This is a genomic window from Pseudomonas bananamidigenes (assembly GCF_001679645.1).
Taxonomy (GTDB): domain Bacteria; phylum Pseudomonadota; class Gammaproteobacteria; order Pseudomonadales; family Pseudomonadaceae; genus Aquipseudomonas; species Aquipseudomonas bananamidigenes.
Window position 1 is genome coordinate 52,831 of record NZ_LRUN01000043.1, and the last position, 24,276, is coordinate 77,106.

Sequence of the window (24,276 nt, forward strand, 5' to 3'; positions counted from 1 at the left end):
ATGGCTTGCGAAAGGCGAGGCGTACGATGAGCAAAGAAGTACTGCTGGTTGTTGAGTCGGTATCCAATGAAAAGGGCGTACCGGCAAGCGTAATTTTTGAAGCGCTGGAGCTGGCTCTGGCCACCGCTACCAAAAAGCGTTTTGAAGACGAAGTTGATCTGCGTGTGGAAATCAATCGCCACACCGGTTCTTACGAAACTTTCCGTCGCTGGACGGTCGTCGAAGAGAATGACCTCGATGATCCGGCCATCGAAACCTGGCCAAGCAAGGTTGCCGAAACGCACCCTGGCGCCAAGGTCGGTGACGTTGTCGAAGAAAAGATCGAATCCATCGAGTTCGGCCGCATCGCTGCGCAGACCGCCAAGCAGGTCATCGTGCAGAAAGTGCGCGAAGCCGAGCGCGCTCAAGTGGTAGACGCCTATCGCGAGCGCCTGGGTGAAATCATCTCCGGCACCGTGAAAAAAGTGACCCGCGATAACGTGATCGTCGATCTGGGCAATAACGCTGAAGCGTTGCTCGCCCGCGAAGACATCATTTCCCGCGAAACCTTCCGTGTCGGCGTGCGTCTGCGTGCGCTGCTCAAGGAAATCCGCACCGAGAATCGTGGCCCGCAGTTGATCCTGTCGCGCACCGCGCCGGAAATGCTGATCGAGCTGTTCCGTATCGAAGTGCCGGAAATTGCTGAAGGTCTCATCGAAGTCATGGCCGCTTCCCGTGATCCGGGATCGCGCGCCAAGATTGCCGTCCGCTCCAAGGACAAGCGCATCGACCCGCAGGGTGCCTGCATCGGCATGCGCGGTTCGCGTGTGCAGGCCGTGTCGGGTGAGTTGGGTGGCGAGCGTGTCGATATCGTCCTTTGGGACGACAACCCGGCGCAGTTCGTGATCAATGCCATGTCGCCGGCGGAAGTGGCGGCCATCATCGTTGACGAAGATGCCCACGCGATGGATATCGCCGTCGGCGCAGACAACCTGGCTCAGGCCATCGGTCGTGGTGGTCAGAACGTGCGTCTGGCCAGCCAGCTGACAGGCTGGACCCTGAACGTGATGACCGAGTCGGACATCCAGGCCAAGCAACAAGCGGAAACCGGCGACATCCTGCGCAACTTCATCGAAGAGCTGGAAGTCGACGAGGAGCTGGCTCAGGTGCTGGTCGACGAAGGCTTTACCAGCCTGGAAGAGATTGCCTACGTACCGTTGGAAGAAATGCTCAACATCGACGGCTTTGACGAAGACATCGTCAACGAGCTTCGCGCTCGTGCCAAGGATCGCCTGTTGACCAAAGCCATCGCTACTGAGGAAAAACTGGCAGACGCCCATCCGGCCGAAGACCTGCTCTCGCTTGAGGGTATGGACAAGGATCTGGCGGCGGAACTGGCGGTGCGCGGCGTAGTTAACCGCGAAGACCTGGCCGAGCAGTCGATTGACGACCTGCTCGACATCGACGGTATCGACGAAGAGCGTGCCGGCAAGTTGATCATGGCCGCCCGAGCCCATTGGTTCGAGTAATTAGGCGCGGCCTGAGGAGAGAAGTGCATGACGCAAGTCACGGTGAAACAACTGGCCGATGAGGTCAAAACACCGGTAGAGCGCCTGTTGCAGCAGATGCGTGAGGCAGGTCTGCCGCACACCGCCGCCGAAGAACATGTGACTGACAGTGAGAAGCAGTCCCTGCTGACTCATTTGAAGAGCAGCCACAAGGCGAAAGTGGAAGAACCACGCAAGATCACGCTGCAGCGTAAAACCACCAGCACCCTGCGTGTGGCTGGCAGCAAAAGCATCAGCGTTGAAGTTCGCAAGAAGAAAGTTTTCGTACAGCGTAGCCCGGAAGAAATCGAAGCCGAGCGCAAGCGTGAACTGGATGAGCGTCGTGCAGTAGAAAATGCTGCTCGTCAAAAGGCTGAAGAAGAAGCCCGTGCTCGCGCCGAAGAAGAAGCGCGTCGCCAGCCTGCTCCGGTCGTTGCTCCTGAACCTGTTGCAGAGCCTGCTCCTGTGGTCGAGCCAGTGCGTGAAGCCGCTCCGGTAGCGCCTGCTGCGCCGGTTGCCGACACTCGCAAGCGTGACGAACAGCGCCGTCCGGACAAGTCTCGTGCCGACGACAACAACCGTCGTGGCGGTGGTGATGGCGAGCGCAAGAACGCTCCGCACCGCGCTTCGGTCAAGGAAAAGGCTCCGGCTCCACGTGTGGCGCCGCGCACTACCGACGAAGAAAGCGATGGCTTCCGTCGCGGCGGCCGCGGCAAGGCCAAGCTGAAGAAACGCAACGCTCACGGTTTCCAGAGCCCGACCGGGCCTGTGGTGCGCGATGTGCGAATCGGCGAAACCATTACTGTGGGCGATCTCGCCCAGCAGATGTCGGTAAAAGCTGCTGAAATCATCAAGTTCATGTTCAAGCTGGGTACGCCGGCGACCATCAACCAGGTACTGGATCAGGAAACTGCCCAGCTGGTTGCTGAAGAACTGGGCCATAAAGTGACTCTGATCAGCGACACTGCCCTGGAAGACTCCCTGGCCGAGTCCCTGAAGTTCGAAGGTGAAGAGGTTCCTCGTGCGCCGGTCGTGACCGTAATGGGTCACGTTGACCACGGTAAGACTTCCCTGCTCGACTACATCCGTCGTGCCAAGGTCGCTGCTGGCGAAGCCGGCGGTATCACCCAGCACATCGGTGCGTACCACGTTGAAACCGAGCGCGGCATGGTCACCTTCCTCGACACCCCGGGTCACGCCGCGTTTACCGCCATGCGTGCCCGTGGTGCCAAGGCGACCGACATCGTGATCCTTGTCGTTGCGGCGGACGACGGCGTGATGCCGCAAACCATCGAAGCCGTTCAGCATGCTCAGGCGGCTGGCGTTCCTCTGGTGGTCGCGGTGAACAAGATCGACAAGCCGGGCGCTGATCTCGATCGCATCCGCAGCGAGCTGTCGACTCATGGCGTGACCTCCGAAGATTGGGGTGGTGACACGCCATTCGTTCCGGTCTCCGCGAAGATGGGTACCGGTGTCGACGAGCTGCTTGAGGCTGTACTGCTGCAGGCTGAAATACTTGAACTGAAGGCCACCCCATCGGCTCCTGGCCGTGGTGTCGTGGTTGAGTCGCGTCTGGACAAGGGCCGTGGCCCGGTGGCCACCGTTCTGGTTCAGGACGGAACGCTGCGTCAAGGTGACATGGTGCTGGTCGGCTCGAATTATGGCCGCGTGCGAGCCATGCTCGACGAGAACGGCAAGCCGATCAAGGAAGCGGGCCCGGCCATTCCGGTCGAGATCCTCGGCCTGGACGGTACGCCTGACGCTGGTGACGAGATGAGCGTGGTTGCCGACGAGAAGAAAGCCCGTGAAGTGGCTCTGTTCCGTCAAGGCAAGTTCCGCGAAGTCAAACTGGCTCGTGCTCACGCCGGCAAGCTGGAAAACATCTTCGAAAGCATGGGTCAGGAAGAGAAGAAGACGCTCAACATCGTCCTCAAATCCGACGTCCGTGGTTCGCTGGAGGCACTGCAGGGCGCTCTGAACGGCCTGGGCAACGACGAAGTGCAAGTGCGTGTGGTCGGCGGCGGTGTCGGTGGTATCACCGAGTCCGATGCCAACCTGGCACTGGCTTCCAACGCTGTACTGTTCGGCTTCAACGTGCGTGCCGATGCAGGCGCACGGAAGATTGTCGAGCAGGAAGGTCTGGACATGCGTTACTACAACGTGATCTACGACATCATCGAAGACGTCAAGAAAGCCCTGACCGGTATGCTTGGCAGCGATGTTCGCGAGAACATCCTCGGTGTGGCAGAAGTCCGTGACGTGTTCCGTTCGCCTAAGTTCGGCGCCATCGCCGGCTGCATGGTGATCGAGGGTACCGTTCACCGTAACCGTCCGATCCGCGTACTGCGTGAAGACATCGTGATCTTCGAAGGCGAGCTGGAATCCCTGCGTCGCTTCAAGGATGACGCTTCCGAAGTGCGTGCCGGCATGGAGTGCGGTATCGGCGTGAAGAGCTACAACGACGTCAAGGTCGGTGACAAGATCGAAGTCTTCGAGAAGGTTCAGGTTGCTCGCAGCCTCTGACTCGCGCACTTCAAGGGCCGCGTCGGGCCGTCGCATGAACATGCGCGGCACGGCGTCAGGACTCTAAACGCAACGCCCGGTCTGGCTTTTTGTCAGGCCGGGCGTTTGCCGCTTTCAGACCTCGCGGGTTTCACCGCAGGGCAGTAACAGGTAACAAATCATGGCAAAAGAATACAGCCGTACCCAACGTATAGGCGATCAGATGCAGCGCGAGCTGGCTCAACTGATCCGTCGCGAAGTCAAGGATCCGCGTGTCGGTCTGGTCACCATTACCGCTGTCGATGTCAGTCGTGATGTCGGTCACGCGAAGATCTTCATCACCGTGATGGGGCAGGAAGGCGCTGCCGATATCGCACAGACCATCAAGGTGCTCAACGCTGCCGCCGGTTTCCTGCGCATGCAGCTGGGACGCGAAATGAAGTTGCGCAGCGTGCCGCAATTGCATTTCCACTACGACGAAAGCGTCGCCCGTGGTGCACACCTGTCCGCCCTGATCGAGCGCGCGGTAGCCGAAGACAGTCAGCACGAAGTGGCTGCACCTGAAGACACCAAGGAGTAATTCGGTGGCTCAGGTCAAACGTATCCGTCGTAACGTCAGCGGCATCATCCTGCTCGACAAGCCGCTGGGGTTTACCTCCAACGCAGCGCTGCAGAAGGTTCGCTGGTTGCTCAACGCCGAGAAGGCCGGCCACACGGGCAGTCTCGACCCGCTGGCCACCGGCGTGCTGCCGCTGTGCTTTGGCGAGGCGACCAAGTTCTCGCAATACCTGCTCGATTCCGACAAGGGTTACGAAACCCTGGCGCAGCTGGGCAAGACCACCACCACGGCAGATGCCGAAGGCGAAGTTCTGCGGGAGCGTCCGGTGACCGTTGGTCAGGCCGACATTGAAGCGGTCTTGCCGAAATTTCGCGGGCAAATCAATCAGATACCGCCGATGTACTCGGCTCTCAAGCGCGATGGGCAGCCGCTGTACAAGCTGGCCCGTGCAGGTGAAGTAGTGGAGCGTGAACCGCGTTCTGTTACTATTGCGCGCTTGGAATTGCTGGCCTTCGAAGGCGATACTGCGCGTCTTGCGGTGGATTGCAGCAAGGGCACCTATATTCGTACCCTGGTGGAGGATATCGGTGAGCAGCTCGGTTGTGGTGCGTACGTCGCTGAATTGCGCCGTACCCAGGCCGGGCCTTTTACCCTGGCGCAGACCGTGACCCTCGAAGAGCTCGAAGCGGTACATGCCGAAGGCGGCAACGAAGCGGTCGACCGCTTTCTGATGCCATCGGACAGCGGCCTGCAGGATTGGCCACTGCTGCAGTTTTCGGAACACAGCGCGTTCTACTGGCTCAATGGCCAGCCGGTACGCGCTCCGGATGCTCCGAAGTTCGGCATGGTGCGGGTACAGGATCATACCGGTCGCTTCATCGGCATCGGTGAAGTGAGCGAAGACGGGCGCATCGCGCCGCGTCGACTGATTCGGTCAGAATGACCGAACGAGTGTGGCTGTTAACAGGCACGGTCACTACTCATTTATAGATACAGGGATTTGTCCCTGGCCTGTTGAAACCGTTTTTGTAACGGTTTCCTGATAAAAAGGATTGCCTCATGGCTCTCGACGTTCAAGAAAAAGCTCAAATCGTAGCTGACTTCCAGCAAGCTGTTGGTGACACTGGTTCGCCAGAAGTGCAAGTTGCACTGCTGACCGCCAACATCAACAAATTGCAAGGTCACTTCAAGGCCAACGGCAAAGACCACCACTCCCGTCGTGGTCTGATCCGCATGGTTAACCAGCGTCGCAAGCTGCTGGACTACCTGAAAGGCAAGGACCTGAGCCGTTACAGCGCTCTGATCGCTCGCCTGGGTCTGCGTCGCTAATCAGCGATTGCGCTAGAGGTTGGTTGTCTGTCGTGCGTCAACGGGGTTCCCGCTGGCGCATGGCAGGCTCCCAGCCTCAAGTTTTATCTGAACTACCGTTTTACCCGGACAATCAGCGGGCCGATTCCCGACGTTGCCCAAGAATTTCGCAAGAAACCAGTTCCCCCAAGAGCCACAAAGAAGGTAGGACACCGTGAACCCGGTAATCAAGAAATTCCAGTTCGGTCAGTCGACCGTTACCCTCGAGACTGGCCGTATCGCCCGTCAGGCCTCCGGCGCAGTATTGGTCACCGTTGACGACGACGTCAGCGTATTGGTGACCGTAGTCGGTGCCAAGCAAGCCGATCCGGGCAAGGGCTTCTTCCCTCTGTCCGTTCACTACCAGGAAAAGACTTACGCTGCCGGCAAGATCCCTGGCGGTTTCTTCAAGCGTGAAGGCCGTCCTTCCGAGAAGGAAACCCTGACTTCCCGACTGATCGACCGTCCGATCCGTCCGCTGTTCCCTGAAGGCTTCATGAACGAAGTGCAGGTCGTCTGCACCGTCGTTTCCACCAGCAAGAAGACCGATCCGGACATCGCTGCGATGATCGGTACCTCGGCTGCCCTGGCGATCTCCGGCATTCCATTCAATGGCCCGATCGGCGCCGCCCGCGTTGCTTTCCACGAAAGCACCGGCTACCTGCTGAACCCGACTTACGAGCAACTGGCTGCCTCGAGCCTGGACATGGTCGTTGCCGGTACCGAAGAAGCCGTTCTGATGGTTGAATCGGAAGCTCAGGAGCTGACCGAAGACCAGATGCTGGGCGCTGTACTGTTCGCCCACGACGAATTCCAGGCTGTCATCAAGGCGGTCAAGGAACTGGCTGCCGAAGCTGCCAAGCCGACCTGGGAATGGTCTGCCGCTCCGGAGGCCACCGAGCTGCTGGGCGCCATTCGTGCCGAATTCGGCGAAGAAATCTCCAAGGCTTACACCATCACCGTCAAGGCCGACCGCTATGCGCGTCTGGGCGAACTGCGTGACCAGGTGGTTGCCAAGCTGTCCGGCGAAGAAGGCCAGCCTTCGGCTGCCGACGTCAAAGCCGCTTTCGGCGAAATCGAATACCGCACCGTTCGCGAAAACATCGTTAACGGCAAGCCGCGTATCGACGGTCGCGACACCCGCACCGTACGTCCGCTGAACATCGAAGTCGGCGTGCTGCCGAAGACTCACGGTTCGGCACTGTTCACCCGTGGCGAAACCCAGGCGCTGGTCGTTGCGACGCTGGGCACCGCCCGCGACGCGCAGCTGCTGGATACCCTGGAAGGCGAGAAAAAAGATCCGTTCATGCTGCACTACAACTTCCCTCCGTTCTCGGTGGGCGAGTGTGGTCGCATGGGTGGCGCCGGTCGTCGCGAAATCGGTCACGGCCGTCTGGCCCGTCGTTCGGTTCAGGCCATGCTGCCAGCCGCCGACGTGTTCCCGTACACCATCCGTGTCGTATCGGAAATCACCGAATCCAACGGTTCGAGCTCGATGGCTTCCGTGTGCGGTGCTTCCCTGGCACTGATGGACGCCGGTGTGCCGATGAAGGCACCGGTCGCCGGTATCGCCATGGGGCTGGTGAAAGAAGGTGAGAAGTTCGCCGTTCTGACCGACATCCTCGGTGACGAAGACCACCTGGGCGACATGGACTTCAAAGTGGCCGGTACTGCCAAAGGCGTTACCGCACTGCAGATGGACATCAAGATCCAGGGCATCACCGAAGAAATCATGGAAATCGCTCTGGGCCAGGCCCTGGAAGCGCGCCTGAACATCCTCGGTCAGATGAACCAGATCATCGGTCAGTCCCGTACCGAACTGTCGGCCAACGCTCCGACCATGATCGCGATGAAGATCGATACCGACAAGATTCGTGATGTTATCGGTAAAGGTGGCGCGACCATCCGTGCGATCTGCGAAGAGACCAAGGCTTCGATCGACATCGAAGACGACGGCTCGATCAAGATCTTCGGCGAAACCAAGGACGCCGCTGAAGCTGCACGTCAGCGTGTTCTGAGCATCACCGCAGAAGCCGAGATCGGCAAGATCTACGTTGGCAAGGTTGAGCGCATCGTCGACTTCGGTGCGTTCGTCAACATCCTGCCGGGCAAGGACGGTCTGGTTCACATCTCGATGCTGAGCGACGCTCGTGTAGAGAAAGTGACCGACATCCTGAAAGAAGGCCAGGAAGTGGAAGTGCTGGTACTGGACGTGGACAACCGCGGCCGTATCAAGCTGTCCATCAAAGACGTGGCAGCGGCCAAGGCTTCGGGCGTTTAATCACCCCGCCGCCGCAGCGCCATGAAAATGCCCCGCCGTGAAAACGGCGGGGCATTTTTTTGTCTGTGAAATATCAGGATGTTCTACAGAGTTGCCGACCTTAAAGACCGGTGCTAGGTTTAGCCCACCGCCCGTGTAGCTCAGCCGGTAGAGCAGCGCACTCGTAACGCGAAGGTCGCAGGTTCGATTCCTGTCTCGGGCACCAGTCCTCTCGCTTCATCTCTTGCCGTTCCATGATCCCCAGGTCAACTTTTTGTGGGAGAGATGTAAAGACTCGTGTAATTCGCTCTCCAAACGTCCTATATTCGCTGTCTGCATGAGCATCGCCCAGCAGTTTTCAGATGATCCCGAATGGTTCCGAAGGCCGGACAATCCGCGTCAGAGAGATCCTTGATGATCCAGCTCCATCCTCCATTCCCATGATCAGCGAGAACGCCATGACTGAATTGACCCAGGAACAGCGCCACGAACAAGCGCTGGAGAAGTACAAACTCGATGCCCCCGAGCTGATGGACGAGATCAAGGATCTGCCTGCGGATGAGCAGAAGGATCAGATCCAGTGGGCGTTCGAAGACGAAGCTGAAGCCCAGGGTTTGCAACCGTGGGAACTGACGCTCAAGTACACCAGCACCCCCGAGGAGTTCGAGGCCAAGCGTCTCGAGCTGCACAAGGAGGCCGCCGAGGTGCTGGGTGTCGATTGGGAAGAGTACTGCGAGATGAACAATCTTGTGGTCTGAAACAAAAACGCCAGCCTCGAAAGGGCTGGCGTTTTTTATTGCGTGCTCGATTCAGAGGCTCAGACGCATCGACAGGTCCACAGCTTTCACATCCTTGGTCATCGCGCCAATCGAGATGTAGTCCACCCCGGTCTGTGCGATCGGCAACAGCGTGCTTTCGTTGATGCCGCCGCTGGCCTCCAGTTTCGCCTTGCCGCCGTTCAGGCGTACGGCTTCGCGCATGTCATCCAGGCTCAGTTCGTCGAGCATGATGATGTCGGCGCCCGCCGCCAGTGCCTCTTTCAGTTCATCCAGGCTTTCCACTTCGATTTCCACCGGTTTGCCCGGCGCGATCTTGTGCGCGGCGGCAATGGCCTGGGGTATTCCGCCGCTGGCGGCAATGTGGTTTTCCTTGATCAGAAAAGCGTCGTACAGGCCGATGCGATGGTTATGGCAGCCGCCGCAAGTCACCGCGTATTTCTGCGCCAGGCGCAGCCCAGGAAGGGTCTTGCGAGTATCCAGCAGCTTCACCCCGGTTTCGGCGACGAAGTCTGCGAGGTGTTGCGCGCGGGTGGCCACGCCGGACAGCAGTTGCAGAAAGTTCAGGGCACTGCGTTCACCGGTCAGCAGCGAACGGGCCGGGCCTTCCAGGTGAAACAACGGCTGGTTCGGTGATACCCGCTCGCCATCGCGCACCTGCCAGTGCACCGCCACCCGGGGATCGAGCTGACGAAACACCGTATCGACCCAGGCTGTACCGCAGATGACAGCAGCGTCGCGGGTGATGATGGTGGCTTTGGCCAGGCGTTCGGCCGGGATCAGTTGCGCGGTGATGTCGCCGCTGCCGATGTCTTCGAGCAACGCACGGCGCACGTTGGCTTCGATTTCGGCGGTCAAATCGGCGAGACGTAGATTCGGCATAACGGGCTCCACAAACTAAGTGGCCCGATTATAGGGGCATGGCGCGGGCCAACCCAAGGCAAGAACCGCGTACCGATCTGCAGCTGGTCGATTCTTCCGAGCAAAAATCGTCGCGCTGTGGTCACTTGCAGGTGCGCTCGTGTAGGGGAAACCCTGAGGCCTATGGCGCATTGGACAACTTTTGCAAGATAATCCGCCTTGCATTTGACGCCATGTCTTTGACGTCGGCAAATCACCGTTTGAGGAGGCTTGGATGCACAACGACGGGAACGTAGTGCCTTTGCACAAGGCCACTACCGGTCAGGCGAATCCTTCGCCGCTCGCCCGCCTGCCTGTGATTCTGCTTCAGGTTCGTGACAAGGCTGCCCAGCGCTTGCGCAACGGTTTGCAGGACCTGTTCGATAACGCCGACGACACCTTGTTCGAAATGGCCGATCGGGCCCGCAACGATGTCGAACAGAACATTTTTTTCGAAGCCATGCGCGACTTGCGCCTCAAGCGCAAGAACATCGAGCGCGGCTTTCTCGAGCAGTACTTCGCGGCCTTTGTCGGCCTCACTCAACCGGATCCTGCGCCGAACATTGTTTCGCATGTTTTGCAGTATGAAGACACTGCGCCGCGTACCGACGACATGGAGCGCAACGTTGCCATCGAGACCATGGTCACCCGGGTCCTCAACCGTGACGGTTTCGCGCTCGATCAACTGACCGCACGGCTCAACGCTCTGCTGGACAAATCCCTCGATGATCAGCACAACCCGCTGGGGCCGGCGATGCTGTGCGAGTATTTTCTCCAGGCCGGACGCAATCTGGGGGTGGAGATCAAGGTCAAGCTGATCCTGCTCAAACTGTTCGAGCGCTATGTCCTGGCGGACACCGATCAATTGTTCGCCGAAGCCAATGAACTGCTGGTCGCCACCGGTGTGTTGCCTGAACTGAAACCGGCACCGATGCGTCGCGCCAGGGATCATGCGACGGCCAGCGTGCACCGCGAATTTGAAGATCTCGATCAGGCGCCGGCGGATGCCGGTGTACAGGAAGTCTTTGCCGCGCTCCAGGAGTTGCTGTTGCACGTGCGCGGCAGTGTGGCCCCGACCCTGGAGCCCAGCGCAGCGACACAACCTATTTCCACCCGAGATCTGTTGCGCCTGCTTTCGCATTTGCAGCAGTACGCGCCGGCCCTGGCCGGACAGGAAGACTTCGACCTGCGCAACCAGCTCGAACAGTTGCTCACCCGGGTCAGCGTGAAAAGCGGTAAATCCCGGGTCGTCGAGGGGGCTGACGAGGATGTGATCAATCTCGTCGCCATGGTTTTCGACTGCATCCTCGACGACCGCAATCTGCCGGACTCCCTCAAGGCGCTGATCGCCCGGCTGCAGATTCCGATGCTGAAAGTCGCGGTGATCGACAAGAGTTTTTTCAGCCGCAGCAGTCACCCTGCGCGACGCCTGCTCAATGAAATCGCCGAAGCGGCCATGGGCTGGGGAAATTGTGACGGTGACGCACGGGGCAGTCTTTACTTGCGCATCGAGCAAGTGGTGCAACGTCTGCTGACGGATTTTGTTGACGACACGACAATCTTTTCCGAACTGCTGGCGGACTTCCTGACCTTCACCAGCGATGAACGTCGCCGCAGTGAATTGCTCGAACAACGCCTGCGCGACGCCGAAGAGGGGCGGGCGAAAACCGAACTGGCGCGTGTGTGTGTCGAACAGGCGATGGCCCGGGCGCTGCTGGGCAAAGTGCTGCCGCCATCGGTGGTGTCTTTCGTCCAGACAGCCTGGAGCAAGGTATTGCTGCTGACCTGCCTCAAGCATGGCGACCAGTCCGCCGAGTGGCAGGCCGATGTGCAGACCATGGAGCAGTTGATCTGGAGTGTGCAGCGCCATGCCGATGCCGACGCAGGCTTGCGTCTGTTGAAACTGGTGCCGGGGTTGCTCAAGTCGTTGCGTGACGGGTTGAACAGTTCGGCATTCGACCCCTTTGCCACCAGCGAGTTTTTCAGTGAGCTGGAAGGACTGCATGTGCGCCTGCTCGAGACGCCTGATCCCGCGCAGAGCGAGCTGCCACCGATGATCGAGGTTTCCCGGGCCATCGTTCTGCAGACCGCTGATGAGGCGGCACTTACCTTGACTCCGGAGCGTTTGCCCGTCGATGACACGAGCCTGCGCCAGGTCGATCAGCTCCGCCTTGGCAGCTGGGTGGCGTTCGAGGAGGATGATGACGAGGACGTCCTGCGCTGCAAGCTGGCGGCGATCATCCAGGCCACTGGCAAGTATGTATTCGTCGATCGCACCGGTATGAAAGTCCGGGAGCGCAACCGTCTCGCCCTGGCCCTGGAATTTCGCCGGGGCACGGCGCGGACTCTGGACAACACCTTGCTGTTCGATCGCGCGCTGGAGTCGGTGCTCGGCAATCTGCGGCGGCTCAATAACGGCAAGTGATCGCGCGTCAGGGGCCGATCGCGGCATACTGGGCGCCAACACAGTCGGCGTTGAAGGAATCGGTATGCAGTTGGATCCCGCAAGCGGGTGGTGTCACGGGGTGCAGATCTGCCCCTCGCCCAACTTCAATGAACGCCCGGCGGGCGAAGTGTCGCTGTTGGTCATTCACAACATCAGCCTGCCGCCGGCGCAATTCGCCACCGGCAAGGTGCAGGAATTTTTCCAGAATCGCCTGGATGTCACGGAGCATCCCTACTTTGCAGGCATTGCCGACCTGCGGGTGTCTGCGCATTTTCTGATCGAACGTGACGGCAAGGTCACCCAGTTTGTCTCCTGTCTCGAGCGGGCGTGGCATGCCGGCGTTTCGGTTTTCGAAGGACGGGAAACCTGTAACGATTTTTCCGTGGGCATCGAGCTTGAAGGCACCGATGATCTGCCGTTTACCGATGCGCAGTATCAAGCCCTGGTTACGCTCACCCGGCAGTTGCAAACAGCATTTCCGGCTATCACCGGCGCCCGTATCTGCGGGCACAGCGACATCGCACCCGGGCGCAAGACCGATCCTGGCCCGGCATTCGACTGGGCACGCTACCGCGCAGCCCTGGCACAAGAGGAAGAGCAATGAGTTTTCTGGTGTTACTGCTGGCGGTATGGGTCGAGAAATTCTCGGCCTTGCGCCATCGGGTTCAACGCGATGGCGGATGGATCCGCGAACTGCACAAGCTTGAAAGCGGCAGCCTGTCAAAACGGCCCTGGCTGGTGCTGACCATTCTGGTGCTGCTGCCCGTGGCGTTGCTGGGGTTGTTGCTGCTGGTGCTGGAGCCGGTTGCCTATGGCCTGCTGGCGCTGCCGGTGCATTTGCTGGTGGTGATTTACAGCCTGGGGCGGGGTGATCTGCTCGGCGGTCTCGGACCGTTCCGTGACGCTTGGCGCCGTGAGGATCTGCAAGCCGCCGCCCATGTGGCCAAGCGTGACCTGGATATCTGCGCCGAGAGCGGCGAGCAATTGCTGGAGCAGGTGCAGCGGCATCTGTTGTGGCAGGCGTATCAGAGTTTTTTCGCGGTGATTTTCTGGTATTTCCTGCTGGGTCCGGTCGCCGCGTTGAGCTATCGCCTGCTGGCCCTGGCAGAAGAGAACGCGCAGAACCCGGCGCTGGCCGAGCGTGCAGGGCAACTGCGACATGCCTTCGACTGGGTGCCGGTGCGTCTGTTGGCGGCCAGCCTCGCGCTGGTCGGCAACTTCGTCGCGGTCAGCCGGATCATGCTGCATGAACTGTTGAACTGGAACATCGGCGCCGCACAACTGATCAACAGAGTCGGTCTGGCCGCAGGAGAAATTCCGCCTGCCGTCACTGGCCCGGAAGGCATCAACACCCTCGATTGTCTGTGGGAGCTGCTGCTGCGTGCGGCAGTGTTGTGGTATGCCGGGTTTGCCCTGTGGACCGTTCTGATCCATTGATAGCCGCTCGATGAGCAAAAGGTCGTCCGGACGCATCGGTGTTCGGGCGATCCTACGCCGTTAACCTTAAGTTACAAAACCTCCCTTCGATTTGAGCTATACAGAGATGGCGCCCGATAGTGGCTATCTGCTGTCGCCCGCGCCTGCCAATAAAAACAAGAAAAAACCAAGGGAGACTTCCAGTGAAGAGCTTGCTCTATCCCGCCGTCTCGCTGATGAACCGCCTGAGCTTCGGCATGAAGTTCAGCCTGATCAGCGTGCTGTTCCTGGTACCGATGCTGGTGACCAACTTCTATCTGGTGCGCGATTCCTATCGCCAGTTTCAGGGCACCCGGGTGGAGTTGCAAAGCCTCGACCTGCTGGGCAGCAGTCTGGTCTTGCGTCGGGATCTGGAAACCCTCAACAACCTGGTACAGATCAACGTCACGCTCGGCCAGTCGGGCAAGGCCGGGAATGTCGAGTCGCAGATCACGGGGCTTGAACAAAGTGTTCTGACGCGCCTGCAAGGGCTTGCAGCGATGACCGACGACCCTGAGCAGATCAAGATCTTCGAGGCCAAACGCGATGAAATGATTGCTGCGTTCAAGGCCCAGCAAGCGGAAAACTCCCTGCAAAGCAAAAGCGCGCTGATCGGCAAACTGCTTGGCAGTGCGCAGATTTTCAGCCAGATCATCGCCAGCCAGGCCGGTCTGGGCCGCGATACGCAAAGTGATATCCGCCAGCTCAGCGAGCTGGTGACCGCCACCACGCCCGCCATTACCCAGATCCTCGGTGAGGGGCGGGCCATGGGCTCTTATTCGTTGGGACAAGGGTTTCTCAACAGTTCCTCCAGCACCCGTTTCGATGAGTTGCTGGCGCAGATAGAAAAACTTCAAGGCGAGTACGGGCTTAAGCTGCAGGATGCGCTGGGGTCGAGCAGCGCGGCGAGGGATTCGCTGAGCAGCGCAGCCGATGCCAGCAAGATGTCGCTGAAACAGGCCAGTGAAATCTTTGAAGAACAAGTGGTGGTCGCCGAAACGCTCGATGCACCGTGGCAGGCGTTCTACGATCAGGTCACCGGGCTGATGGATCGCACTTACCAGCTCAACGAAGCCACTCTGAAGTACCTCGATACCCAATTGCAGCAACGTCTGGCGCAGAACCGCACGCACATGGTGTTGCAGGCGGTCGCATTGTCGGTGGTGTTCGTGCTGATCTTCTACCTCTACGGCGGTTTCTATGCGTCGACCCGCAACACGCTCAAACGCCTGGGCGCAATGATGGACAAAGTCGCGGCCGGCGACATGACGGTCAACTTCGTGGCCCACAGTCGTGATGAGCTGGGCGAGCTGGGCGAGGTGTTCAACGGTACGGTGCGCAAGATTCACGACCTGATCGAGCGGGTCGGCCAGACCGTCGGCGAGGTCGAGCGTCAGGCCGGGCAAGTGGAAAATGTCTCGGCGCAAAGCAATCAGGCAGTGGCCGGTCAGCGCAGCCAGATCGAACAGGTGGCCACGGCCATGAACCAGATGTCGGCCACTTCACTGGAGGTGGCGCGCAGTGCTGCGGCAGCGGTCAGCAGTGCGCACAGCGTGAATGGCGAGACCATCAGTGGACGCAGTCTGGTGGAGTCCCAGCAAAGCAGTATCGCGGCGCTGGCCGGCGAGATCGATCAGTCGGTGCAAGTGATCAATCAGCTGGCCAGCGACAGCCAGTCGATCAGCAGCGTGCTGGAGGTGATCAAGAGCATCGCCGAGCAGACCAACCTGCTGGCGCTCAACGCCGCGATCGAAGCGGCGCGCGCGGGAGAGCAGGGGCGAGGCTTTGCGGTGGTGGCGGACGAAGTGCGGACCCTGGCCAAACGCACCCAGCAATCGACCGAAGAAATCGAGCAGATGATCACCAGACTGCAGGGTGGAGTCGGCGCAGCAGTAAAGGCCATGGGCGTCAGTCATCAGATGGCCAGCGGCACCGTCGGACAGTCGGAAAAGGTTCAGCAGGCACTGGAAAACATCCTCGGTGCGGTGGGAATGATCGTCGATCAGAACCAGCAGATCGCGGCGGCGGTGGAACAGCAGACCGCCGTCGCCCATGACATCGATCAGAACATCGTCGAAATCAACCGGGCCGGTGAACGCACAGCGGAAGGCGCACACCGGACCGAGGATGCGAGTCGGGCGCTGTCGGCACAGGTGGTGGAATTGAAGCAGTTGATCAGCGCGTTCCGGGTCTGAGTCGGCCTGTTGCATTGGAGGCCGGGTGGTCTCGGAACAGTTTGTAGTATTTTTTTGCTTACATTTGTAAGCCAAATCCTGATTTCCTCCGGGCCCGGATTTTTCGTCTTCAATGGTTCAACATCACGCCAATTGACCGACTGGAGGAAGCCTCTCATGTCCGTTGCAACCCTGGGAATCCAGGGCCGCTGCGCCCATTGTCAGACCACGCTGCTGCTCAAACCCTGGCAACTCAATGCCATCGCGATCAATGAGCCGTTCACCTGCGCCCACTGCGAGAAAGCCCTGGAGCTGCGCTGCCCGAAACAGATCAGACGCTTCAAGTCCCTCGACTCCCTGGGCCTGTTGCGTTTCAGTGCATCGGTGACGGTTTGCACCGCGCTGCTGGTGGCGCTGGTGATGGAATGGGTAGGGCTGCTCAGCGTGACTGAGCAGCTGAATGCGTCATTGATCGTGATTTTTGTGTACTTCGCGCTGGTGCGGTTTGTTCGCCATCGTCAGCACATGACCTTGATTCTTGATGCAGCCAGGGCACACGGCGAGTGACTACCAGCCGAATACTTCGCAGCAGTTGGCAGTGCTGGCCTCGGCGAGCCGTTCTTCACTGACGTTCATCAATCCCGCCAGCGCCGCACAGATGGCCGGCAGATGCGCCGGTGTGTTGCGCACGCCGGGAAACATGGCGGGTGCCATGTCAGGAGAGTCGGTCTCCAGCACGATCGAGTCCAGTGGCAAATCGGGCAACACCCGGTGCATGCGCAGGGCCTGAGGCCAGGTGGGGGCGCCGCCGAGACCCAGTTTGAAACCGAGTCTGGTGTATTCCCGCGCCTCTTCACGGCTGCCGGCGAAGGCGTGAATGATGCCGGCGCGTTTGAGCTTGAAGCGCTTGAGTGTGGCAATCACCGCCGCATGGCTGCGCCGCACATGGATCAATGCCGGCAACTCGAAATCCGCTGCCAGTTGCAATTGTGCTTCGAACAGCGCTTGCTGGCGCTCGCGGTCGAGGGTTTCGATGAAGTAATCCAGCCCGATTTCGCCAACAGCGCACAGTTGCCGATGTTCGCGCAGACGCGTCAGCCAGTCGCCCAGCGCCAGCAGGTCTTCAGGCCGATGCTGATCAAGATAGACCGGGTGCAAACCGAATGCGGCGTACAGCTGCGGATCGCTTTGCACCAGATCCCACACCCGCTGCCAGTTGCCTTCATATACGCCCAGCACCACCATCCGCCGCACCCCGAGGGCACGGCTTTCGGCCAGCAACGCCGCACGGTCGGCGTCGAAGTCGGGAAAGTCCAGATGGGTGTGGCTGTCGATCAGCTCCACGGCTCAGTCCCGGTGAATACGCTGCTTGAATGTACGGGCGATGGCTTGCACGCCAGGCTGGTATTCCGACTGCTCGACCGCTGCCAGCGCCAGTGCCAGCGCTTTGTCGGCGATCAACTGGTGTTGCTGGGCCATGGCGTTGACCGGCAGCGGCAGGAAATCCAGCAACTGGGTGTCGCCGAACGTGCCCAGACGCAGCGGGCGATTTTTCAGCGGGAAGTCATGCAGCGCGTCGAACACACCCTGCAACAGCACGTAGGATGTGGTCACCAACGCATCCGGCAAATGCCCGAGGCGTTGCAGGAGTTCTTCCATCAATTGCTTGCCGCACTCGCGGCTGAAGGATTCGGCGTGCTCGATCAGCACGTCGCCCTTGAACCCGGCCAAGGCTTGTTTGAATCCGGCGGCACGTTCTTGGCTGATGCTCAATTCCGGGCGGGCGCCCAGCAGCACGATCTGCCTGGGTTGCGGGTCGAGCAGGCTTTCGGTCAGGTGCAGGCTGGCTTCACGATCGTCACTGACCACCGAGCAGAAGTGTTCCGGATCCATCACCCGGTCGATGGCGATGATCGGCAGACCCTTGGCCTGCAACTGACGGTAGCTGTCGTCACCGGGTGGCAGGCAGCTGGCGACGATCAACGCATCGCAGCGCCGTGCGCGGAACAGTTGCAGCAGTTGCCGTTCGCTGTCCGGCGCATCGTCGGAGCTGGCAATCAGCAACTGATAGCCGCGCGCCCGGGCGCCTTGTTCCAGCAGTTTGGCGATCCGCGCGTAGCTGGGGTTTTCCAGATCCGGCAGGATAAAACCCAAAGTCCGGGTGTGCCTGCTGCGCAATCCGGCCGCCTGGGGATTGGGGGTAAAGCCGTGCTGATCGACCACCGCCCGCACGCGCTCGACAGTCGCGTTGCTGATGCGTTGCTGTTCGGCCTTGCCATTGATGACGTAGCTGGCGGTGGTCACGGACACTCCGGCCAGCCGCGCGATATCACTGAGTTTCAACCCGGGATTTCCTTGTTTTTTCGAGCTTGCCGCCACATTTTCGCCAATCCTACCCGATTCAGGCAGGCGACCATTGTCGCAGCGCAACCGACAAGTTGGACTTCAAGGATGAGACATTATCGAGTAACGTGCCGATCAATCTAGATTAAACGTTTCAGCAGGCGTATTTTTTACGTTTTAGACGCTTTTGGCCGGTGCTGCCGTGAAACCGCCAAAACTGCCTCCTGAAAGGGAGGCGCACAAGCGCCTAAGCTGGAACCATTCAAAACAATACCTGGCGCGTTAGCGCGTCAAAAAGGAGATCGCATGCTCGAGTTCACTGTAGAGCAGATATCCATGAGCCAGTCGGCTGTGGATAAGCCCGCCGCTTTGCAATTGCTGGCCAGTCATCTGGTCGCTGATGGCCTTGTCGCCGACGGATACCTCGCCGGCCTGCAGGCCCGCGAGGCTCAGGGCTCGACTTTCCTCGGCCAAGGCATTGCGATCCCCCACGGCACGCCCGAGACCCGCGACCAGGTGTTCGCCACCGGCGTGCGGCTGATGCAGTTTCCCGACGGCGTGGATTGGGGTGACGGCCAGATCGTCTATCTGGCCATCGGCATCGCCGCCAAATCCGACGAACACCTGCGTCTGCTGCAACTGTTGACCCGTGCCCTCGGCGAGACCGATCTGGGCCAGGCCTTGCGCCGGGCCAGTTCGCCCGAAGCCCTGCTGAAATTGTTGCAGGGCGCGCCGCAGGAACTGGCGCTGGATGCGCAGATGATTGGCCTCGGGGTCTCCGCCGACGATTTCGAAGAACTGGTCTGGCGCGGTGCGCGTTTGCTGCGTCAGGCCGATTGCGTGAGCAACGGTTTTGCCGGCGTGTTGCAGCAAGTCGAAGCGTTGCCGCTGGGGGACGGCCTGTGGTGGCTGCACAGTGAGCAGACCGTGAAGCGTCCGGGCCTGGCCTTCGTTACGCCGGACAAACCGATGCGTTACCTCGGTCAGCCTCTCAGCGGTCTGTTTTGCCTGGCCAGCCTCGGCGAAGCGCATCAGGCGTTGCTCGAGCGTTTGTGCGCATTGCTGATCGAAGGTCGCGGCCATGAATTGGGTCGCGCCACCAGCAGCCGTAAAGTCCTTGAAGTGCTCGGCGGCGAATTGCCTGCCGACTGGCCGAGTGCGCGGATTGCCCTGGCCAACGCCCATGGTCTGCACGCACGTCCCGCGAAAATCCTCGCGCAACTGGCGAAGAGTTTCGAGGGTGAAATCCGCATTCGCATCGTCGACGGTCAGGACAGCGCCGTGTCGGTGAAAAGCCTGAGCAAACTGCTGAGCCTCGGCGCCCGTCGCGGTCAGGTGCTGGAGATCATCGCCGAGCCGAGCATCGCCGCCGACGCCTTGCCGGCCTTGCTGGCGGCCATTGAAGAGGGGCTCGGTGAAGAAGTCGAACCGTTGCCGGCAGTCAGTCAGCAGCGCGAAGTCATTGCCGATGTCGCCGAAGTCTTGAGTGCCCCGGCTTCCGGCAGCCTGCTGCAAGCGATTCCCGCCGCCCCCGGCATCGCCATCGGCCCGGCGCATATTCAGGTCCAGCAAACCATCGATTACCCGCTGCGTGGCGAGTCTGCCGCCATCGAGCGCGAACGTCTGAAAAACGCGCTGGCCGAGGTACGTCAGGACATTCAGGGTCTGATCGAACGCAGCAAGGCCAAGGCGATCCGCGAGATTTTCATCACTCACCAGGAAATGCTCGACGACCCGGAACTCACCGATGAAGTCGACACCCGCCTCAAGCAGGGCGAAAGCGCGGAAGCGGCCTGGATGGCGGTGATCGAGGCCGCCGCGAAACAACAGGAAACCCTGCTCGACGCCTTGCTCGCCGAACGCGCCGCCGATCTGCGCGACATCGGGCGTCGGGTGCTGGCGCAACTGTGTGGCGTGCAGATGCCCGCCGAGCCAGAGCAACCGTACATTCTGGTGATGGACGAGGTCGGTCCGTCCGACGTGGCGCGACTGGATCCGGCACGGGTCGCGGGGATTGTGACTGCACGCGGTGGCGCCACCGCTCACAGCGCAATCGTGGCTCGCGCGCTGGGCATTCCGGCATTGGTCGGTGCGGGCGCAGCGGTGCTGCTGCTGAATCCGGGCACGCCGTTGCTGCTCGACGGCCAGCGCGGTCGTCTGCATGTCGATGCCGATGCCGCGACCCTGCAACGCGCTGCCGAAGAGCGTGACACTCGCGAACAACGCTTGAAGGCCGCCGCCGAGCAACGCCACCAGCCGGCACACACCACCGACGGCCACGCCGTGGAAGTGTTTGCCAACATCGGTGAAAGCGCCGGTGTCAGCAGCGCGGTGGAGCAGGGCGCCGAAGGCATCGGTCTGCTGCGCACCGAACTGATTTTCATGGCCCATCCCCAGGCGCCGGACGAAGCGACTCAGGAAGCCGAGTACCGGCGCGTCCTCGACGGGCTCGCCGGGCGCCCGCTGGTGGTGCGCACCCTCGATGTGGGGGGCGACAAACCGCTGCCGTATTGGCCGATTGCCAAAGAAGAAAATCCGTTCCTCGGCGTGCGCGGGATTCGCCTGACCCTGCAGCGTCCGCAGATCATGGAGGCGCAATTGCGCGCCTTGCTGCGTTCGGCGGACGACCGCCCGCTGCGCATCATGTTCCCGATGGTCGGCAGCGTCGAAGAGTGGCGTCAGGCTCGTGAGATGACCGAGCGTCTGCGCCGGGAGATCCCGGTCGCCGACCTGCAACTGGGGATCATGATCGAAGTGCCGTCCGCCGCGTTGCTGGCGCCGGTGCTGGCCAAGGAGGTGGACTTCTTCAGCGTCGGCACCAACGACCTGACCCAATACACCCTGGCCATCGACCGTGGTCATCCGACCCTGTCCGCCCAGGCTGACGGCCTGCACCCGGCGGTGCTGCAACTGATCGATATCACCGTGCGCGCAGCCCATGCCCACGGCAAATGGGTCGGCGTCTGCGGCGAACTGGCGGCGGATCCGCTGGCAGTGCCGGTGCTGGTCGGACTGGGTGTGGATGAGCTTAGCGTGTCCGGACGCAGCATCGCCGAGGTCAAGGCGCGCATCCGCGAACTCAGCCTGACCCGGACGCAAACCCTTGCTCAACAAGCCCTGGCAGTGGGCAGCGCCGACGAAGTGCGCGCATTAGTGGAGGCCCTGTAATGGCCAGGATTCTTACCCTGACCCTCAATCCGGCGCTGGACCTTACGGTGCAGTTGCCAACGCTGGTGGCCGGTCAGGTCAATCGCAGCGACGAGATGCACACCCACGCCGCCGGCAAAGGCGTGAACGTAGCTCAGGTTCTGGCTGACCTCGGGCATCAACTGACGGTCAGCGGTTTTCTCGGCGAGGACAATCTGCAGGCGTTCGAAAACCTGTTCGCCAAGCGCGGTTTTGTCGATGCCTTCATCCGCGTTCCGGGTGAAACCCGCAGCAACATCAAGGTCGCTGAACAGAGCGGTCGCATCACCGATATCAATGGCCCGGGTCCGGTTGTGGGCGTGGTGGCGCAACAGGCGTTGCTCGATCGCCTGGTACAGATCGCTCCGGGGCATGACGCGGTGGTGGTGGCTGGCAGTCTGCCGCGTGGGGTCAGTGCGAATTGGTTGCGTGAATTGATCGAGCGCCTGAAGGGACAGGGCCTGAAAGTCGCGCTGGACACCAGCGGCGAAGCGTTGCGCACGGCACTCAAGGCCGGCCCGTGGCTGATCAAACCGAATACCGAAGAGCTGGCCGACGCGCTGGGGTGTGAAGTGCTGTCCCACGTCGCAGAGGCAGAAGCGGCCAATCGATTGCACGCCCAAGGCATCGAGCATGTGGTGGTTTCCCACGGTGCCGAGGGCGTGAACTGGTTCAGCGTCGGCTCGGCGCTGCATGCCACGCCGCCGAAGGTCAGCGTCGCCAGCACGGTGGGCGCCGGGGACTCGTTGCTGGCCGGCATGCTCCACGGTCTGCTCAGTGCCGACACGCCGGAGCAAACCCTGCGCACAGCTACGGCGATTGCGGCTCAGGCGGTCACCCAGATCGGTTTCGGCATTCACGATGTCGCGCAACTGGCGCGGCTCGAACAGGGCGTGCGCGTGCGCCCCCTGACAGAACAATAAGAGGGTTTGTCATGAAGTTAGCCATTGTCACGGCCTGCCCGAACGGCATGGTCACCAGTGTGCTGTGCGCCCGGTTGCTGGATGCGGCGGCCCAGCGTCAGGGCTGGAGCACCAGCGTCGAGGTGGTGGATGCGGCGCATCCGGAACGCGCGTTGTCGGCAGCGACCCTCGATGCGGCGGAATGGGTGTTGCTGGTGGCCACCGGTGATGTCGACATGAGCCGTTTCGTAGGCAAGCGCGTGTACCGGATCGCACCGGCGCAAGCGTTGCAGGATGTCGAAGCGGTGCTGCGTCGCGGTGCCGAAGAAGCCGAAATTCATGTCGCAAGTGAAGTTGCTCCGGCTGCCGTCGAGCAACGCGTGCCACGCATTGTCGCCATCACGGCGTGCCCGACCGGCGTGGCCCACACCTTCATGGCCGCCGAAGCCTTGCAGCAAGCGGCCAGGCGTCTGGGCTACGAGTTTCAGGTGGAAACCCAAGGCTCGGTGGGGGCAAAAAATCCCCTGAGCGCGACGGCGATTGCCGAGGCCGACGTGGTGCTGCTGGCGGCGGATATCGAAGTCGCCACCGAGCGTTTCGCCGGCAAGAAAATCTACCGCTGCGGCACCGGGATTGCGTTGAAGCAGTCCGAAGCCACGCTGAAAAAAGCCCTGGCCGAAGGCAAGCAGGAAAGTGCGGCAAGCGACGGCAAGGCCCCGGCCAAACAAGAGAAGACGGGCGTCTACAAACACCTGCTGACCGGTGTGTCGTTCATGTTGCCGATGGTGGTGGCGGGCGGTCTGATGATTGCGTTGTCGTTCGTGTTCGGCATCACCGCGTTCAAGGAAGAAGGCACGCTGGCGGCGGCGTTGATGCAGATCGGTGGCGAGACCGCGTTCAAATTGATGGTGCCGTTGCTGGCCGGTTACATCGCTTACTCGATTGCCGACCGTCCGGGGCTGGCGCCGGGGATGATCGGCGGTTTGCTGGCAAGTACGCTGGGCGCCGGTTTCATCGGCGGGATCGTCGCCGGCTTCATTGCCGGTTACGCGGCGAAGCTGATCAGTCGTTATGTGGCGTTGCCGCAGAGTCTGGAAGCGCTGAAGCCGATTTTGATCATCCCGCTGTTCGCCAGCCTGATCACCGGGCTGGTGATGATTTACGTGGTCGGCAAACCGGTGGCCGGGATGCTCGCGGCGCTCACGCATTTCCTCGACAGCATGGGCACCACCAACGCGATCCTGCTCGGCGTGCTGCTGGGCGGCATGATGTGCGTCGACCTCGGCGGGCCGATCAACAAGGCTGCCTATGCGTTTTCGGTGGGGCTGCTGGCCTCGCAGAGTTATGCACCGATGGCCGCGACCATGGCCGCCGGCATGGTGCCGCCGATCGGTCTGGGCATTGCCACGTTCATCGCCCGGCGCAAGTTCGCCCAGACCGAACGCGAGGCGGGTAAAGCGGCGCTGGTGCTGGGCCTGTGCTTCATCTCCGAAGGAGCGATTCCGTTTGCCGCGAAAGACCCGCTGCGGGTAATTCCGGCCAGCATTGCCGGCGGTGCGCTGACCGGTGCGTTGTCGATGTACTTCGGTTGCAAGCTGATGGCGCCCCACGGAGGCCTATTTGTGCTGGCGATTCCGAATGCGATCAACCATGCGGCGCTGTACCTGTTGGCCATCGTCGCGGGCAGTCTGTTGACGGCGGTGGTGTATGCGCTGGTCAAGCGTCCGGAAACCGCCGACTTGTCAATGGAACCCGCCAAGGCATGACACCGTACTAAAACTGTGGGAGCGAGCCTGCTCGCGAATGCGGTCTGTCAGTCAAATGGATGTTGACTGGCACACTGCTTTCGCGAGCAGGCTCGCTCCCACTTGGGTTGTTGGTGTCATGTCTATTTCATGAT

Annotated in this window: 18 protein-coding genes and 1 tRNA gene; 16 read left to right on the forward strand and 3 right to left on the reverse strand. The window is 60.8% G+C overall.

Going from position 1 to position 24,276, the window contains the following annotated elements; translation table 11 throughout:
* The first annotated feature begins 26 nt into the window (after positions 1-26).
* The 8 genes from nusA to BBF94_RS16185 all read left to right on the forward strand — a co-directional run bounded on the left by nusA (position 27) and on the right by BBF94_RS16185 (position 8,952).
* A complete protein-coding gene (gene nusA / locus BBF94_RS16150) occupies positions 27-1,508 on the forward strand; it encodes a transcription termination factor NusA (RefSeq protein WP_065259980.1) in 1,482 nt (493 codons plus the stop codon).
* A gap of 27 nt (positions 1,509-1,535) precedes the next feature.
* On the forward strand, positions 1,536-4,049 hold the full coding sequence (gene infB, locus BBF94_RS16155) for a translation initiation factor IF-2 (protein WP_065259981.1): 2,514 nt from the start codon (positions 1,536-1,538) through the stop codon (positions 4,047-4,049).
* Between the two features lie 160 nt (positions 4,050-4,209).
* Positions 4,210-4,608 carry a 30S ribosome-binding factor RbfA gene (gene rbfA / locus BBF94_RS16160; protein ID WP_065259982.1) on the forward strand — a complete coding sequence of 133 codons (399 nt, stop codon included), beginning with the start codon at positions 4,210-4,212 and terminating at the stop codon, positions 4,606-4,608.
* 4 nt (positions 4,609-4,612) lie between these two features.
* Complete coding sequence (truB, locus tag BBF94_RS16165) at positions 4,613-5,530, forward strand: tRNA pseudouridine(55) synthase TruB (protein WP_065259983.1); 918 nt, start codon at positions 4,613-4,615, stop codon at positions 5,528-5,530.
* A gap of 116 nt (positions 5,531-5,646) precedes the next feature.
* Complete coding sequence (rpsO, locus tag BBF94_RS16170) at positions 5,647-5,916, forward strand: 30S ribosomal protein S15 (protein ID WP_065259984.1); 270 nt, start codon at positions 5,647-5,649, stop codon at positions 5,914-5,916.
* Between the two features lie 193 nt (positions 5,917-6,109).
* Positions 6,110-8,215, forward strand: a complete 2,106-nt coding sequence (gene pnp, locus BBF94_RS16175; RefSeq protein ID WP_065259985.1) for a polyribonucleotide nucleotidyltransferase — start codon at positions 6,110-6,112, stop codon at positions 8,213-8,215.
* Between the two features lie 129 nt (positions 8,216-8,344).
* Positions 8,345-8,420, forward strand: a tRNA-Thr gene (locus BBF94_RS16180).
* Between the two features lie 232 nt (positions 8,421-8,652).
* Entirely contained in the window at positions 8,653-8,952 is a 300-nt protein-coding gene (locus BBF94_RS16185; protein ID WP_065260005.1) for a DUF6388 family protein, read from the forward strand.
* Positions 8,953-9,003: 51 nt separating this feature from the next.
* Here BBF94_RS16185 and nadC read toward each other — a convergent pair whose 3' ends face one another.
* Positions 9,004-9,852, reverse strand: a complete 849-nt coding sequence (gene nadC / locus BBF94_RS16190; RefSeq protein ID WP_065259986.1) for a carboxylating nicotinate-nucleotide diphosphorylase — start codon at positions 9,850-9,852, stop codon at positions 9,004-9,006.
* 253 nt (positions 9,853-10,105) lie between these two features.
* On the opposite strand from nadC, the gene BBF94_RS16195 reads away from it, so the two are divergent.
* The 5 genes from BBF94_RS16195 to BBF94_RS16215 all read left to right on the forward strand — a co-directional run bounded on the left by BBF94_RS16195 (position 10,106) and on the right by BBF94_RS16215 (position 16,512).
* Entirely contained in the window at positions 10,106-12,295 is a 2,190-nt protein-coding gene (locus BBF94_RS16195; protein WP_065259987.1) for a DUF1631 domain-containing protein, read from the forward strand.
* A gap of 64 nt (positions 12,296-12,359) precedes the next feature.
* Entirely contained in the window at positions 12,360-12,920 is a 561-nt protein-coding gene (gene ampD / locus BBF94_RS16200; protein WP_065259988.1) for a 1,6-anhydro-N-acetylmuramyl-L-alanine amidase AmpD, read from the forward strand.
* On the forward strand, positions 12,917-13,753 hold the full coding sequence (gene ampE / locus BBF94_RS16205; RefSeq protein ID WP_065259989.1) for a regulatory signaling modulator protein AmpE: 837 nt from the start codon (positions 12,917-12,919) through the stop codon (positions 13,751-13,753). The genes ampD and ampE overlap by 4 nt, the downstream gene beginning before the upstream one ends.
* Positions 13,754-13,935: 182 nt before the next feature.
* Entirely contained in the window at positions 13,936-15,966 is a 2,031-nt protein-coding gene (locus BBF94_RS16210) for a methyl-accepting chemotaxis protein (protein ID WP_065259990.1), read from the forward strand.
* Between the two features lie 156 nt (positions 15,967-16,122).
* A complete protein-coding gene (locus BBF94_RS16215; protein WP_065259991.1) occupies positions 16,123-16,512 on the forward strand; it encodes a hypothetical protein in 390 nt (129 codons plus the stop codon).
* Here BBF94_RS16215 and BBF94_RS16220 read toward each other — a convergent pair whose 3' ends face one another.
* The gene (locus BBF94_RS16220) at positions 16,513-17,289 is read right to left on the reverse strand and encodes a TatD family hydrolase (RefSeq protein WP_065259992.1); all 777 of its coding nucleotides are present in this window, start codon (positions 17,287-17,289) and stop codon (positions 16,513-16,515) included. It abuts the gene before it with no gap.
* A gap of 3 nt (positions 17,290-17,292) precedes the next feature.
* Entirely contained in the window at positions 17,293-18,288 is a 996-nt protein-coding gene (gene cra, locus BBF94_RS16225; protein ID WP_065259993.1) for a catabolite repressor/activator, read from the reverse strand.
* Positions 18,289-18,594: 306 nt separating this feature from the next.
* Here cra and ptsP point away from each other — a divergent pair, with 306 nt between their 5' ends.
* Genes ptsP through BBF94_RS16240 form a run of 3 tightly spaced genes read left to right on the forward strand, consistent with a single transcriptional unit; the run spans position 18,595 to position 24,142 of the window.
* On the forward strand, positions 18,595-21,456 hold the full coding sequence (ptsP, locus tag BBF94_RS16230) for a phosphoenolpyruvate--protein phosphotransferase (protein WP_065259994.1): 2,862 nt from the start codon (positions 18,595-18,597) through the stop codon (positions 21,454-21,456).
* Positions 21,456-22,397 (forward strand): 1-phosphofructokinase, encoded by a 942-nt coding sequence (gene pfkB / locus BBF94_RS16235; protein WP_065259995.1) that lies wholly within the window; start codon positions 21,456-21,458, stop codon positions 22,395-22,397. Before ptsP ends, pfkB begins: the two co-directional genes overlap by 1 nt.
* A gap of 11 nt (positions 22,398-22,408) precedes the next feature.
* Positions 22,409-24,142: a PTS fructose-like transporter subunit IIB gene (locus BBF94_RS16240; protein WP_065259996.1), complete on the forward strand. Its 1,734-nt coding sequence runs from the start codon at positions 22,409-22,411 to the stop codon at positions 24,140-24,142.
* Positions 24,143-24,276: the final 134 nt, after the last annotated feature.

Coding starts and splice junctions, on each gene's coding strand:
- nusA (WP_065259980.1), top strand. CDS start 27: ATGAGCAAAGAAGTACTGCTGGTTGTTGAGTCGGTATCCAATGAAAAG.
- infB (WP_065259981.1), top strand. CDS start 1,536: ATGACGCAAGTCACGGTGAAACAACTGGCCGATGAGGTCAAAACACCG.
- rbfA (WP_065259982.1), top strand. CDS start 4,210: ATGGCAAAAGAATACAGCCGTACCCAACGTATAGGCGATCAGATGCAG.
- rpsO (WP_065259984.1), top strand. CDS start 5,647: ATGGCTCTCGACGTTCAAGAAAAAGCTCAAATCGTAGCTGACTTCCAG.
- BBF94_RS16185 (WP_065260005.1), top strand. CDS start 8,653: ATGACTGAATTGACCCAGGAACAGCGCCACGAACAAGCGCTGGAGAAG.
- nadC (WP_065259986.1), bottom strand. CDS start 9,852: ATGCCGAATCTACGTCTCGCCGATTTGACCGCCGAAATCGAAGCCAAC.
- BBF94_RS16195 (WP_065259987.1), top strand. CDS start 10,106: ATGCACAACGACGGGAACGTAGTGCCTTTGCACAAGGCCACTACCGGT.
- ampD (WP_065259988.1), top strand. CDS start 12,360: ATGCAGTTGGATCCCGCAAGCGGGTGGTGTCACGGGGTGCAGATCTGC.
- ampE (WP_065259989.1), top strand. CDS start 12,917: ATGAGTTTTCTGGTGTTACTGCTGGCGGTATGGGTCGAGAAATTCTCG.
- BBF94_RS16215 (WP_065259991.1), top strand. CDS start 16,123: ATGTCCGTTGCAACCCTGGGAATCCAGGGCCGCTGCGCCCATTGTCAG.
- ptsP (WP_065259994.1), top strand. CDS start 18,595: ATGCTCGAGTTCACTGTAGAGCAGATATCCATGAGCCAGTCGGCTGTG.
- pfkB (WP_065259995.1), top strand. CDS start 21,456: ATGGCCAGGATTCTTACCCTGACCCTCAATCCGGCGCTGGACCTTACG.
- BBF94_RS16240 (WP_065259996.1), top strand. CDS start 22,409: ATGAAGTTAGCCATTGTCACGGCCTGCCCGAACGGCATGGTCACCAGT.